The following is a 13,845-nucleotide window of genomic DNA, read 5'->3' as shown; positions in this document are numbered from 1 at the left end:
TGCAACAAGATGTATTTTATCAAATGTACGCAGGTTATGCAATATAAATAGAAAATGAATTGAATGAAATTCCTATTATTGCTATAATACAACCATTGTCATTAAGAGAAAGTTGGAAGATAAATGAATGATCAAGAGCGTTTGAAACGTCAGGATAAAATAAGGAACTTTTCAATCATCGCCCATATTGATCACGGCAAGAGTACACTCGCAGACCGTATTCTTGAAAACACCAAATCCGTCACATCAAGAGAAATGAAAGAACAGCTTCTCGACTCGATGGATCTGGAGCGTGAACGTGGCATTACAATCAAACTGAACGCGGTTCAGCTGAAATACACAGCTAAAGATGGCGAGGACTACATCTTCCATCTGATAGATACACCGGGACACGTCGATTTTACATACGAGGTTTCTCGATCACTTGCAGCATGCGAAGGTGCGATACTTGTTGTAGATGCTGCTCAGGGTATCGAGGCTCAAACACTGGCGAATGTCTATCTGGCACTTGATAACGATCTGGAACTGATTCCAGTCATCAACAAGATCGATCTGCCTGCAGCAGATCCAGAACGGATTGCACAGGAAGTTGAAGACGTCATTGGTCTGGACAAGGAAGACGCAATCATGGCTTCTGCAAAAGCAAATATTGGCATTGAAGAAATTCTCGAAAGTGTTGTCAAAACTGTGCCTGCACCTGCAGGAGATCCTTCAGCACCACTTAAGGCGTTAATATTCGATTCCATATTCGACCCATACCGCGGTGTCATATCCTCCATTCGGATCATGGAGGGGACAGTCAAACCAGGAGATAAGATTAAAATGATGGCAACCGGCAAAACATTTGAGGTGGCTGAGGTGGGCATCAATACACCAAAACCGTTGGCTGTCCAGGAATTGACAGTCGGTGATGTTGGTTATCTTATGGCTTCTGTCAAGAACGTCAGCGACTCACGAGTCGGTGATACCATCACGCTCGCTGACAACCCCGCAGAGAATCCACTCCAAGGTTATAAAAAGATGACACCCATGGTTTATTGTGGTATCTATCCGATTGACTCTGGAAAGTATAATGATTTACGGGAAGCACTTGAAAAGCTTGAATTAAATGATTCTGCTCTTGTATATGAACCTGAAACATCTCAAGCACTCGGTTTCGGGTACCGTACGGGCTTTCTTGGATTGCTCCACATGGAAATTGTCCAAGAACGTATCGAGCGCGAATTCGGCATTGAACTAATTGCGACAGCGCCATCTGTAATATACGAAGTGTTCATGACGGATGGTTCTAAAGTTATCGTCGATAACCCTGCTGAAATGCCAGACCCTCAGAAGATTGATCACATCGAGGAACCTTACGTAAAATCGACAGTTATGGTGCCAAACGACTATGTCGGTTCTGTCATGGAACTGTGCCAGAAGAAGCGCGGCAATTTTATAACAATGGATTACTTGGATGATATCCGCGTCAATATCGTCTATGAAATTCCGCTATCGGAAGTCGTATTCGACTTCTTCGATCAGCTTAAATCTCAGACTAAAGGGTACGCCTCCTTCGACTACGAACTGATTGGCTATAAGGAAAGCAGGCTCGTTAAGATGGATGTCCTGCTCAATAGCGAAAAGGTCGATGCACTGAGTATCATCGTTCACCGGGATTTCGCCTACGATCGCGGCAAGGTCATCGTAGAGAAGCTTAAAAATCTCATCCCACGTCAGCAGTTCGAAGTGCCTGTACAGGCGGCAATTGGACAGAAAGTCATCGCCCGTACGAATATTAAGTCAATGGGTAAGAATGTACTATCGAAATGCTACGGTGGGGATATTAGCCGTAAGCGTAAACTGCTCGAGAAGCAAAAAGAAGGTAAGAAAAAAATGAAAGCAGTCGGAAGTGTGGAAATTCCCCAAGAAGCATTTCTTGCTGTACTTAAAATGGACGAAGAATAAAAGCCACTGCATAGTGGCTTTTCGTTTTGAATGGAGTGTTCTCATGGCTGAAAGCCTATATATTCATATTCCCTTTTGCAACCGCATATGTACTTATTGCGACTTCAACAAAGTGTTGATCAACAATCAACCGGTTGATGGGTACCTGGATGCATTGATCAGTGAGCTTAGAGACATCGAACCACAGAGTCTGAGGACTATCTTTGTAGGAGGCGGGACACCAACGGCCTTAAGTGAATCACAACTCTCAAGACTGCTTGCAGCAGTTACAGATCGTTTTCAGGTCACTGAAGAATTCACGTTCGAGGCGAATCCCGACGAGTTGACACCGGGCAAGCTTGACGTTCTGAAAAATTATGGAGTAAATCGTATCAGTCTTGGCGTCCAGACATTTAATGAGGATCTGCTCAATGTACTCGGACGGTCCCACGGTTATAACGACATATTCAATGCCATCAATCATATGGAGAAGATTGGTCTTAACAACTATTCGCTTGATCTAATGTACAATCTACCAGGAGAAACTATGCAAGATCTAGATGACAGCCTCAAGCATATCCGTACGCTATCGCCAAAGCACATCTCATGGTATTCGCTGATCATCGAACCTCATACGGTATTCTACAATCAAATCAGGAAAGGCCGGATGAAAGTGGATGACGATGATGTGGAAGCCCGCAAATATCAACGTGTTATAAATGGCCTATCTGAGCTCGGCTACCCGCAATACGAAATTTCGAACTTCTCGCAACCGGCCTTTGAATCTGAGCACAATAAAACGTACTGGAAAAACGAACCTTATTACGGCGCTGGAGCCGGCAGTCACGGCTACATTGACAATACCAGATACTACAACATCAAACCGATCAATCATTATATCCAATCCATGGAAGAGACAGGTTCCGTGGTCAAAGAGACACTCGCACTTGACCAGAAGGCGCAGATGGAGGAGGAGATGTTCCTCGGTCTAAGAATGAACCGCGGTGTTGATACTGCACGGTTTGAAGAGAAATTCGGTCGTTCCATGGATGAAGTTTATGGTACAGTCATTAATCAAGAAATTTCAAAGGGTCACATAGAAGCTAGCAAAAGTCGTGTTGCACTTACAGAAAAGGGGCGCATGGTCGGCAACACGGTCTTCATGGAATTCCTGCTTTAGAACGGGAATCAAATATTAATTAATCATATGGATTGACATACTTTGACCATTTTGATAAATTAATATTGGCACTTGAGGATAAAGAGTGCTAATGAGGTGATGTCAATTTTAACCCATAGACAGGAAATCATACTATTTTCAATAGTCGACGATTTTTTGAAGGTCATGATGCCCATCAGTTCGAAGCATCTTATTGAAAAGTACAAGCTCGACATCTCTTCAGCAACAGTGAGAAATGAAATGGCAAAGCTCGAAATAGATGGTTATCTGACTAAGCCGCATACGTCGGCCGGAAGAATACCATCACGCAAGGCCCTGAGGTTTTATACCAGGATGCTAAGTGCAGAGCTTGGCGGTTCAAAAAGTCAAATGAATTTCGATTTTCATCCCGAAGTTGAGGAGATGGACCGAAGTGATATGACACGCTCACTGGCCGATGTGGTCAGCAGTACAACACAATACCTGACACAGGTTTCATTGACTGAAGAAGATGAAGTTATCAAAGGTCTTTTTCTGACGCCCATCACCACAAATACACTACTTCTCATCATCGTCCTCGAGTCGGGAACAATCAGGAAGATTCCAGTCGAAAGCGATGACGTTGTCACTGTTCCGGAACTTGAAAAGCTCGGCAACGAAATGAATGCCTTGTCATACGGACAGCCGCTTAGCAGTCTGCCATCGATTATTCAGCAGATGCAAACTGCCGCGACGCTTAGCACACTGAAAGCGAATATACGCCGATCAGTTGCGGACGGCATTAGCGAACCGCAAAAGGTGGTTGGGCATTCTGGCTTCAACCATCTGATTCACCAGATCAGCTCTGATATCAGTACGCTCCAGTTACTGTATGACGATATGGAATCAGATCAGTTGAATGATATCATCGATCTCAATACAATAGATGGGGTCGACGTATACTTCAGCGACGAGCTGAATAGGGATTATGATTCGATTTCTGTCATTGCGACGAATTTTAATTTCAATGGCATGAATGGAAACCTTATGATAATCGGTCCTGAAATGATGGGGTACAAGGAAGTCATACGACTCATGTACGCTATACGGAACCAGGAAATGAAAAGGAGTGAACACAGTGACGGAAAATAAAACGAACGAAGAAATGGATCAGCAGAAAAATGATCAGCCAGTCGAAGCGGATGTCGAACAGGAAGAAGTAGTGAGTGACTCAGACGCTGAAGAAAATGTGTCTGAAGATGAATCTTCTGAGCCGACTGATCCAAAAGATGACGAAATCGCGGCATTGAAACTGCAAGTCGAAGCAGAAGAGAACAAATACTTGAAGCTTTATGCAGAGTTTGACAACTTCAAACGTCGGAACCGGCAGGAAATGGAACTCAACAACAAGTACAAGCATCAGAAGATTGTCGAGGACCTGCTACCGATCATCGACAACCTCGAACGTGCGCTCAAGATTGAAGGAGAATCAGAAGCCTTCGACTCACTGCTAAAAGGTGTAGAAATGGTGTACAATGATCTTGTCAATACACTGATGAAGCACGATGTGAAGGAAATCGAGAGCACAGGACACGCATTCGATCCGAACTTCCATCAAGCAGTAATGACGGAAGCTTCTGACGAAGCGGACGGCACAATTCTCGAGGAGTTCCAAAAAGGCTACATGTTGAAGGACAGAGTCATCCGTCCGAGCATGGTCAAAGTAAGCGAGTAGCTCGATAGACTGAATGAATATTTTCTATAATGGAGGAATTTTATCATGAGTAAAGTTATTGGTATAGACTTGGGAACAACAAACTCTGTTGTATCAGTATTGGAAGGCGGAGAGCCGAAAGTCATCCAAAACGCAGAAGGTAACCGCACGACACCTTCAGTCGTTTCATTCAAAGATGGCGAAAAACAGGTTGGTGAAGTTGCAAAGCGCCAAGCAATTACTAACCCGAACACTATCATGTCTATCAAAAGACATATGGGTACCGACTACAAAGAAACAATAGATGGTAAAGACTACACACCACAGGAAATCTCTGCGATGATTCTTCAGAATCTGAAAGAAACTGCTGAGAGTTACCTTGGCGAAAAAGTATCCAAAGCTGTTGTTACAGTACCAGCATACTTCAACGACTCTGAACGTCAGGCGACTAAAGATGCAGGAAGAATTGCAGGACTTGAAGTAGAACGTATCATCAACGAGCCGACTGCGGCAGCACTAGCATACGGTCTTGATAAGCAGGAAAAAGACGAAAAAGTACTTGTATTCGACCTTGGTGGCGGTACATTCGATGTCTCCATCCTTGAGCTTGGCGATGGCGTATTTGAAGTACTTTCAACTGCTGGTGACAACCGTCTTGGTGGAGATGACTTCGATAATGTCATCATTGATCACCTTGTTGACACATTCAAGAAGGAAAATGGCATTGATCTTTCTAAAGACAAAATGGCAATGCAGCGTCTTAAAGATGCAGCGGAAAAAGCGAAGAAGGACCTCTCTGGTGTGTCTTCTACTCAAATTTCACTGCCATTTATCTCTGCAGGAGAAGCAGGTCCATTGCACCTTGAAACTACACTCACACGTGCGAAGTTCGACGAGCTTTCAAATAGTCTTGTAGAACGTACAATGGGACCAACACGCCAGGCGATTAAAGATGCTGGCATCGATAGAAATGAGATCGATCAAGTTATCCTCGTCGGTGGTTCTACACGTATCCCATCAGTACAAGAAGCGATTAAGAAAGAAGCTGGCAAAGAGCCAAATAAGAGTGTCAACCCGGACGAAGTTGTAGCGATGGGTGCAGCAATTCAAGGCGGCGTACTTTCTGGTGACGTTCAGGATGTTGTCCTTCTAGACGTTACACCACTCTCTCTCGGTATCGAAACAATGGGTGGCGTATCTACGGTCCTCATCGAAAGAAATACAACAATCCCGACAAGCAAGTCCCAAGTATTCTCAACAGCTTCAGATAACCAACCGGCAGTAGATATCCACGTACTGCAAGGCGAGCGTCCAATGGCGGCAGACAATAAGACGCTTGGTAGATTCCAACTGACGGACATTCCACCAGCACCAAGAGGGGTGCCTCAAATTGAAGTAACATTCGATATCGATAAGAATGGTATCGTTAATGTTACAGCTAAAGATCAGGGTACTGGTAAAGAGCAGAAGATTACAATAGAATCTAGCTCAAATCTCTCAGATGACGATATCGACAGAATGGTACAAGAAGCTGAAAAGAACGCTGAAGCGGATAAACAGCGCCGCGAAGAAGTAGATTTGAGAAATGAAGCAGACCAGCTTGTATTCACGACTGATAAGACAATCGAAGATCTTGGCGATAAGGTCGAAGCTGAAGAGAAGGAAAAAGCGGAAAGTGCTAAAGAAGAACTGAAGCAAGCACTTGAAGGTTCCGACATGGATGACATCAAATCTAAAAAAGAAGCACTTGAACAGATTGTCCAAGGTATGTCCATGAAGCTTTACGAACAGATGGCACAGGAGCAGCAGGCTCAGGAAGGTTCTGAGAATACACAGTCATCTGACGATGATGTAGTGGATGCCGACTTCAAAGAAGTGGACGACGAAGATAAGAAATAATAATGATATCAACTTTTAATTGATAGAAGTCAAAGCCAACCGCATTGGCTTTGACTTTTTTAAATGATATAGTATACAGGTTGGAGGCGATAGAATGGCAAAAAGAGATTACTATGAGGTGCTTGGCGTCAGCAAGGATGCTTCAAAAGACGAAATAAAGAAGGCATACCGTAAGCTGTCAAAAAAGTATCACCCGGATATAAATAAAGATGAAGGTTCTGATGCGAAATTTAAGGAAGTATCAGAAGCCTATGAAGCATTGAGTGATGATAATAAACGTGCACAGTACGATCGTTTCGGTCATGAAGGCATGAACCAGCAGTTCGGTGGCGGTGGCGGATTCAGCGGCGCCGGCGGATTCGGTGGATTTGAAGATATCTTCAGTTCATTCTTCGGTGGCGGTGGAAGAATGGATCCAAATGCACCAAGAAAAGGTGACGACCTTCAATATACAATGACAATCAATTTTGATGAAGCTGTCTTCGGTGTTACTAAGACGATTAACGTCAAAAAAGAAGTACAGTGTGATGTATGTGACGGAAATGGTGCAAAACCGGGCACTTCAAAGTCTACGTGTAAGATGTGTTCAGGTGCTGGTCGTGTTGCTGTAGAGCAGAACACACCATTTGGCAGAATACAGACCGAACGTACATGTCCGACATGTAGCGGTACAGGTGAACAGATTGAAAATCCTTGTGATAACTGTAAAGGTGCTGGTACTGTAACGAAGGATGTCGAAATTGAAGTGACTGTACCTGAAGGTGTCGATAATGGCCAGCAAATCAGGCTACAGGGTAAAGGCGAGCCAGGTATCAATGGCGGCCCAGCGGGTGATCTGTATGTTGTCTTCCGTGTCAGACCGGATACGCGATTTACAAGAGATGCAGATGATATTCATTATGAACTACCGATTTCATTTGCTCAGGCTGCGCTTGGCGACGAAGTAAAAGTGCCAACTATGAGTTCTGAAGTCGTACTGACTATTCCGGCCGGGACACAATCCGGCAGAAGATTCCGCCTTAAGGAGAAAGGTGTCAAAAACGTTCACGGTTATGGTTATGGCGACCAGTTTGTTACAGTAAAAGTCGTGACGCCAACGAAGCTTACAGAGCGTGAAACAGAGCTCTTCCGTCAGCTCGCAGAGCATGGTGGAGAAGATATCACTGAGCAGAACGAAAATTTCTTTGATAAGACGAAAAGATTTTTTAAGGGTGACTGACTATGAAATGGCATGAAGTATCCATTCACACTAAAGAAAGCAATGAGGAAATGCTTTCAGGTTTTCTCAACACAATTTCCAAGGGCGTGTCGATTGAACACTCCCTCGATATTCTGAAGAAGAAGATCGACAATTTTGATGATAAGTACCGTCTCGACCCTACTGATTATCCGGAGAGTGATATCCGCATAATCGTCTACTTCGATGAAACAGCTGATATCAGCGGTAAACTCCAGGAAATCCGTGATTTTATCGGCAGTAATCCACTTGATGCCCGTGACGATATTAACATCATTACAAGAGAAATTGATGAAGAGGACTGGGAGAACGAATGGAAGAAGTATTTCCACAGTTTCCGGGTATCCGAGGAGTTTGTCATCGTGCCGTCTTGGGAGCTTGAAGATTATGAGTTTCGAGAAGACGACAAACTGATCAAGCTTGATCCTGGCATGGCATTTGGTACTGGTGATCATCCGACGACAAGCATGTGTCTAAAGATGGTGGAAGCTACCGTAAAACCCCATCATAAAATCATCGACGTTGGGACCGGTTCAGGTATTCTGACCATCGGTGCTCACTTGATGGGCGCAAGAGACCTAAAAGCGACAGATATAGATGAGCTTTCAATTAAGGTAGCGCGTGAAAACTTTGAATTGAATGCCTGTGTCAACGATGTCGTATTAGAAACTGGGGATCTGCTTAAATCAGAATCCGGTCAGTATGATATTATCATCGCCAACATATTAGCGCATATCATCGACGAAATGATTGACGACGCTTATACACGTCTGAATACAGACGGCAGTTTCATTGCTTCTGGCATCATTACGGAAGCGCGTGACGGTATTGTCGACCATATGACACGTGCAGGATTCGAAATCAAGGAAATACTTGAAGACAGTGGCTGGGTCAGTATCCATGCCGTAAAAGGGTAGTCCGATGCAGAGGTATTTTATAGACCAAGTGCTATCTTCTGGCCAATTCTTCAAAATCACTGCCGATGATGCCCATCATATGAAGAATGTAATGCGATTTCGCCCAGCAGATACTTTTCATGTTGTTGATCGGCAAAAGTCTACTTATTTATGTGAAGTGACAGAAGTGGATGGAGACATCAACTGCCGTGTATTGAGTACTGTTGAGGAATCACCTGAACTGCCAGTCGAAGTATCCATATATTGCCCATTACTCAAAGGAGAGAAGTTCGACTGGATGATACAAAAGTCGACCGAACTCGGCGCCCATGAGTTTATGATATATGAAGCAGACCGTAGTATTGTGAAGTTGGATGATAAAAAGCAGAAGAAGCGCCTTGAAAGATTTAGTAAAATCGTCAAGGAAGCGAGCGAACAGAGCAGACGACAGATGATTCCAAATATCCGTTTTGTTCCTGCTGTTAAAAGTCTCGACTTCAATACTCACGATCGTCTGCTGTTCGCTTTTGAAGGCAACGCACTCAACCCAGCGACAAGCTTACAAAATGCGCTTTCTGATCTAGCTCCTGGCAGTCGCATTGCTTTCATTTTCGGACCGGAAGGTGGATTTAGTGATGCAGAAACAGAATTACTCTTAAAACATCATTCCGTCCGCCTCGGCCCGCGGATACTTCGTGCCGAAACAGCTCCTTTATATGCACTGTCGGCGATTAGCCACAGTTTTGAAACGCCTGCCCTTGATTGAAGAAAGGGGCAGGCTATGCTATTATATGGAGCGTATGGACCATAAATTTATGAAGAAAGATCTGATTTATATGAGCAGAAGAACAATTGCATTTCAGACATTGGGCTGTAAGGTGAATCACTACGAAACAGAAGCGATGTGGCAGCTCTTTAAGAATGAAGGCTATGATCGTGTTGAATTCAGCCAGAATGCAGATGTGTTTGTCATCAATACATGTACCGTTACAAATACAGGCGATAAAAAAAGCAGGCAGGTCATTAGACGGGCCATCAGAAATAATCCAGACGCAGTAGTCGCCGTCACAGGATGCTACGCCCAAACCGCGCCAAAGGACATCATGGACATTCCAGGTGTTGATATCATCATTGGTACTGAAGACCGGGACAAGCTGATTGGCTACGTGGACCAGTATCACGAGGAGCGCCAGCCGATCAATGGTGTCAAAAACATCATGAAGAAGCGTACATACGAAGAGATGGATGTCCCTTATTTTACTGATCGTACACGTGCAACTCTGAAAATACAGGAAGGCTGTAATAATTTCTGCACTTTCTGCATCATCCCTTGGGCGCGTGGCCTCATGCGTTCGCGTGACCCTGAGAAAGTCGTCGAACAGGCGCAGCAGCTTGTAGATCAGGGCTATAAGGAGATCGTACTGACTGGAATTCACACTGGCGGATACGGCGAAGACCTGAAGGACTATAACCTTGCTCAATTGTTACGAGACCTGGAGGAAGTGGATGGTCTTAACCGTTTGCGTATCTCAAGTATCGAGGCGAGTCAACTGACGGATGAGGTAATCGATGTCATCAATGATTCAAACAAAATTGTGCGTCACCTGCACATTCCAATACAGTCTGGTAGCGATACTGTCTTAAAACGGATGCGTAGAAAGTATACGATGGAATTCTTTGAGTCCCGTATCATAAAACTTAAAGAAATCATGCCAAATGTAGCAATCACAAGCGATGTCATCGTCGGATTTCCGGGTGAAACCGAAGAAGAGTTCAAGGAAACATACGATTTCATCAAAAAGCATCATTTCTCAGAGCTTCATGTATTCCCGTACTCCATCAGAACAGGTACACCAGCAGCGAGGATGACTGATCAGATTGATGAGAATATAAAAAATGACCGTGTCCATCAATTAATCGAACTGTCCGACAGTCTGGCACAATCCTATGCGGATCAGTTCAAAGATGATGTACTCGAAATCATCCCGGAAGAAGAGAAGGATGGCTTGCTGATTGGACATGCCGACAACTATATGAAAGTGGAGGTTGAAGGGGATTCGTCGCTTACAGGGGAATTGGTAAAAGTCAAAGTGACTGAACCAGGCTACCCAATAAGCAAAGGCGAAATCGTCAAAGTTCTTGAAAAACCGATGGTTAAGGCATACGCGTATCTAGAACGATCAATGCATTAATTACAGATCGAAGCTAGAAAGAGCATCAAGCAAAAGACTATAAACTATTATGGAGTGATAGCGATGGAACTTTCGAAATATATTGATCATACACTGCTCAAGCCAGAAGTGACTCAAGACCAAATCTTTGAATTGTGCCAAGAAGCAATGGAATATGATTTCTGCAGTGTCTGTGTAAATCCAGCGTGGGTGTCGACATGTAAAGATTTGCTCAAAGATAGTGATGTTAAAGTATGTACGGTCATCGGCTTCCCGCTCGGTGCGACTACGAGTGAAGTCAAAGCATTTGAAACAATGAATGCCATCCAAAACGGCGCTGACGAAGTCGATATGGTCATCAATATCGGTGCGCTTAGATCAGGTAACGAAGATCTTGTTTTTAACGATATTAAAGCCGTATGCGATGCTGCTGGTCAGGAAGTCCTGGTTAAGGTCATCATTGAAACAGCACTTCTCGATAGCGATGAAATTGTTAAAGCGTGTGAATTGAGCAAAAAATGTGGAGCAGATTTCGTCAAAACATCCACGGGATTCAATGGTGACGGTGCCAAGGCAGAAGATGTCACTCTGATGCGTATGACAGTTGGGGAAGACATGGGAGTCAAAGCAAGCGGTGGTGTACGTTCCTTCGAAGATGCCAAAATCATGATTGAAAGTGGCGCAACAAGAATCGGTGCATCCAGTGGTAAAGCCATCATCAGCGGCGGAACGAGCGAAAGTTCTTATTGAATTAGCAGTTGACCGGCTTTTTACAATATATTATAATGTGTGAGTACATAGTATTAACTATGTAAATGTAAGGTTTTTGTTATCCGGAGGGAGGGAAGACGATGTCTAAAACAGTAGTTAAACAGAACGAACCTATTGAAGACGCGCTGCGTCGTTTCAAACGCACAGTTTCTAAAAGCGGTACGATTCAGGAAGCTCGTAAGAGAGAGTTCTACGAAAAGCCTAGCGTAAAGCGTAAGAAAAAATCTGAAGCTGCCCGTAAACGTAAGTTTAAATAGGTTGTACTCCCTCTGATAATTCAGATATATTGACAGCACATTGTGCTGTCTTTTTTTTATCAATCATTTCAATATTACTAATATTTAATGTATAATGAAGTTAATGGAGGGGATTCATATGGCGACCGAAACATTTTTGATGGGAAACGTTTTATATACATTCAGAGATGTTGTAACAATGCCAGTAATCGCCTTTATATTACTACTAGTCTTTTTCCTCGGCGTTATCTATCAGCTGTTTTCCGAAGAGATTAACATCATCGGCGTACTGGCTTTTGCATCCATAATAATCTTTTACTCAGGCCACCTTTTAATTGGTGATTATAATGGCGTTTCGCTGGTTCTTTTTGTAACCGGTATCGCGCTCATCATAATCGAGTTTTTTGTAATTGGAGCGATTCTTGGCATCATGGGCGGGCTACTGCTGCTCTTAAGTATATTGTTAGTGAGTGATAATATGGCAGTCTTTGGTCTCTACTTAATGGCCATTATTTTTCTGGCACTAATCGAGTGGGTGATATTTGTGAAATTCAAGAAAAGAAAGATACCAATACTAAGCCGCCTGATACTTAATGATGCGACTGATGCAGAATCAGGATACACGTCTTTTGATGATCGTTCCTATCTGATTGGACAGACAGCGAAGACATCTACACCTCTGCGGCCGTCAGGCACGATAAGACTCGGTGACGAGCGTATTGATGCAGTAGCGGAAGGGTCTTATATTGCAGGTAACGTAGAAGTAAAGATAATACATGTCGAAGGAACACGCGTAGTAGTAAGACCGAAAGAAGATTAACCTCAAAGGAGCGTTTTAAATGGATCTAATGTTTATCACAGGATCATCATTGATGATAATTTTTCTTATCGTCATTGCATTCATCGTCATCTCATTCCTTCTGTCCTTCGTACCGATTGGACTATGGATATCTGCCATTGCAGCAGGTGTTAATGTAGGTATTTTCTCACTCGTCGGTATGAGATTGAGACGTGTCAAACCAAAACGTGTAATCGAACCAATGATTAAAGCACATAAAGCTGGGCTTAAAGTTACAACAAATCAGCTTGAGTCCCACTTCCTCGCCGGAGGTAACGTGGACCGTGTCGTTGATGCTCTGATCGCTGCACAGCGTGCGGACATCAATCTTACATTTGAAAGATGTGCAGCCATCGATCTCGCCGGTCGTGATGTACTTGAAGCCGTTCAAATGAGCGTTAACCCCAAAGTTATTGAAACACCATTCATTGCCGGTGTGGCAATGGACGGAATCGAAGTAAAAGCTAAAGCTCGTATCACTGTGCGTGCTAACATCGAGCGTCTAGTCGGTGGTGCTGGAGAAGATACTATCGTTGCTCGTGTTGGTGAAGGTATTGTATCCACAATCGGTTCTTCCGAAAAACACACTAAAGTACTTGAAAATCCGGATATGATCTCTCAAACAGTTCTTTCAAAGGGACTGGATTCCGGTACTGCATTTGAAATTCTCTCCATCGATATTGCCGATGTAGATATCGGTAAAAACATCGGTGCCGATCTTCAGACGGAGCAAGCCGTAGCCGATAAGAACATCGCGCAGGCAAAAGCCGAAGAGCGTCGCGCAATGGCCGTTGCCCAAGAACAGGAAATGAAAGCACGTGTCGAAGAAATGAGAGCAAAAGTTGTGGAAGCAGAATCCAAAGTGCCGCTCGCGTTTGCGCAAGCACTTGAAAGTGGAAACATTGGAGTCAGCGATTATTACAACCTCAAAAATGTCGAAGCGGATACTAACATGAGAGATTCCATCAACAAGATGACGGATCCGACACGCGAAGATAATGACGAATAGGCTGTGATAT

The 13,845-nt window shown here is 43.8% G+C and carries 13 protein-coding genes; all 13 read left to right on the top strand.

Translation table 11 applies throughout. From position 1 onward, the window contains the following. Positions 1 to 123 precede the first annotated feature (123 nt). The 13 genes from lepA to floA all read left to right on the top strand — a co-directional run bounded on the left by lepA (position 124) and on the right by floA (position 13,835). Positions 124 to 1,947, top strand: a complete 1,824-nt coding sequence (gene lepA / locus ACFOJ8_RS06725; RefSeq protein WP_380654333.1) for a translation elongation factor 4 — start codon at positions 124 to 126, stop codon at positions 1,945 to 1,947. A 43-nt stretch (positions 1,948 to 1,990) separates the two neighbouring features. After that, complete coding sequence (hemW, locus tag ACFOJ8_RS06720) at positions 1,991 to 3,106, top strand: radical SAM family heme chaperone HemW (RefSeq protein WP_380654331.1); 1,116 nt, start codon at positions 1,991 to 1,993, stop codon at positions 3,104 to 3,106. A gap of 99 nt (positions 3,107 to 3,205) precedes the next feature. Continuing rightward, entirely contained in the window at positions 3,206 to 4,216 is a 1,011-nt protein-coding gene (locus ACFOJ8_RS06715) for a heat-inducible transcription repressor HrcA (RefSeq protein ID WP_380654329.1), read from the top strand. A gap of 13 nt (positions 4,217 to 4,229) precedes the next feature. Beyond that, the gene (gene grpE / locus ACFOJ8_RS06710; RefSeq protein WP_380657058.1) at positions 4,230 to 4,799 is read left to right on the top strand and encodes a nucleotide exchange factor GrpE; all 570 of its coding nucleotides are present in this window, start codon (positions 4,230 to 4,232) and stop codon (positions 4,797 to 4,799) included. 45 nt (positions 4,800 to 4,844) lie between these two features. Then, on the top strand, positions 4,845 to 6,677 hold the full coding sequence (gene dnaK, locus ACFOJ8_RS06705; protein ID WP_380654327.1) for a molecular chaperone DnaK: 1,833 nt from the start codon (positions 4,845 to 4,847) through the stop codon (positions 6,675 to 6,677). A gap of 94 nt (positions 6,678 to 6,771) precedes the next feature. Further along, the gene (dnaJ, locus tag ACFOJ8_RS06700; protein ID WP_380654325.1) at positions 6,772 to 7,896 is read left to right on the top strand and encodes a molecular chaperone DnaJ; all 1,125 of its coding nucleotides are present in this window, start codon (positions 6,772 to 6,774) and stop codon (positions 7,894 to 7,896) included. 2 nt (positions 7,897 to 7,898) lie between these two features. Next, positions 7,899 to 8,831, top strand: coding sequence for a 50S ribosomal protein L11 methyltransferase (gene prmA / locus ACFOJ8_RS06695; protein ID WP_380654323.1), 933 nt, complete (start codon positions 7,899 to 7,901; stop codon positions 8,829 to 8,831). A 4-nt stretch (positions 8,832 to 8,835) separates the two neighbouring features. Continuing rightward, complete coding sequence (locus ACFOJ8_RS06690; RefSeq protein WP_380654321.1) at positions 8,836 to 9,576, top strand: RsmE family RNA methyltransferase; 741 nt, start codon at positions 8,836 to 8,838, stop codon at positions 9,574 to 9,576. Between the two features lie 70 nt (positions 9,577 to 9,646). Beyond that, positions 9,647 to 11,002, top strand: coding sequence for a tRNA (N(6)-L-threonylcarbamoyladenosine(37)-C(2))-methylthiotransferase MtaB (gene mtaB / locus ACFOJ8_RS06685; protein ID WP_380657056.1), 1,356 nt, complete (start codon positions 9,647 to 9,649; stop codon positions 11,000 to 11,002). Positions 11,003 to 11,065: 63 nt separating this feature from the next. Next, complete coding sequence (deoC, locus tag ACFOJ8_RS06680) at positions 11,066 to 11,731, top strand: deoxyribose-phosphate aldolase (RefSeq protein ID WP_380654319.1); 666 nt, start codon at positions 11,066 to 11,068, stop codon at positions 11,729 to 11,731. A gap of 101 nt (positions 11,732 to 11,832) precedes the next feature. Further along, complete coding sequence (gene rpsU, locus ACFOJ8_RS06675) at positions 11,833 to 12,009, top strand: 30S ribosomal protein S21 (RefSeq protein ID WP_380654317.1); 177 nt, start codon at positions 11,833 to 11,835, stop codon at positions 12,007 to 12,009. A gap of 118 nt (positions 12,010 to 12,127) precedes the next feature. Then, a complete protein-coding gene (locus tag ACFOJ8_RS06670) occupies positions 12,128 to 12,808 on the top strand; it encodes an NfeD family protein (protein WP_380654315.1) in 681 nt (226 codons plus the stop codon). Positions 12,809 to 12,842: 34 nt separating this feature from the next. Continuing rightward, a complete protein-coding gene (gene floA, locus ACFOJ8_RS06665) occupies positions 12,843 to 13,835 on the top strand; it encodes a flotillin-like protein FloA (protein ID WP_380657054.1) in 993 nt (330 codons plus the stop codon). Positions 13,836 to 13,845 lie beyond the last annotated feature (10 nt).

The sequence above is a fragment of the Salinicoccus sesuvii genome, assembly GCF_042648145.1.
Taxonomy (GTDB): Bacteria; Bacillota; Bacilli; order Staphylococcales; family Salinicoccaceae; genus Salinicoccus; species Salinicoccus sesuvii.
This window is presented reverse-complemented; position numbering and strand designations above follow the sequence as displayed.

Coding starts and splice junctions, on each gene's coding strand:
- hemW (WP_380654331.1), top strand. CDS start 1,991: ATGGCTGAAAGCCTATATATTCATATTCCCTTTTGCAACCGCATATGT.
- ACFOJ8_RS06670 (WP_380654315.1), top strand. CDS start 12,128: ATGGCGACCGAAACATTTTTGATGGGAAACGTTTTATATACATTCAGA.
- lepA (WP_380654333.1), top strand. CDS start 124: ATGAATGATCAAGAGCGTTTGAAACGTCAGGATAAAATAAGGAACTTT.
- deoC (WP_380654319.1), top strand. CDS start 11,066: ATGGAACTTTCGAAATATATTGATCATACACTGCTCAAGCCAGAAGTG.
- dnaK (WP_380654327.1), top strand. CDS start 4,845: ATGAGTAAAGTTATTGGTATAGACTTGGGAACAACAAACTCTGTTGTA.
- rpsU (WP_380654317.1), top strand. CDS start 11,833: ATGTCTAAAACAGTAGTTAAACAGAACGAACCTATTGAAGACGCGCTG.
- mtaB (WP_380657056.1), top strand. CDS start 9,647: ATGAGCAGAAGAACAATTGCATTTCAGACATTGGGCTGTAAGGTGAAT.
- dnaJ (WP_380654325.1), top strand. CDS start 6,772: ATGGCAAAAAGAGATTACTATGAGGTGCTTGGCGTCAGCAAGGATGCT.
- grpE (WP_380657058.1), top strand. CDS start 4,230: ATGGATCAGCAGAAAAATGATCAGCCAGTCGAAGCGGATGTCGAACAG.
- ACFOJ8_RS06690 (WP_380654321.1), top strand. CDS start 8,836: ATGCAGAGGTATTTTATAGACCAAGTGCTATCTTCTGGCCAATTCTTC.
- prmA (WP_380654323.1), top strand. CDS start 7,899: ATGAAATGGCATGAAGTATCCATTCACACTAAAGAAAGCAATGAGGAA.
- ACFOJ8_RS06715 (WP_380654329.1), top strand. CDS start 3,206: ATGTCAATTTTAACCCATAGACAGGAAATCATACTATTTTCAATAGTC.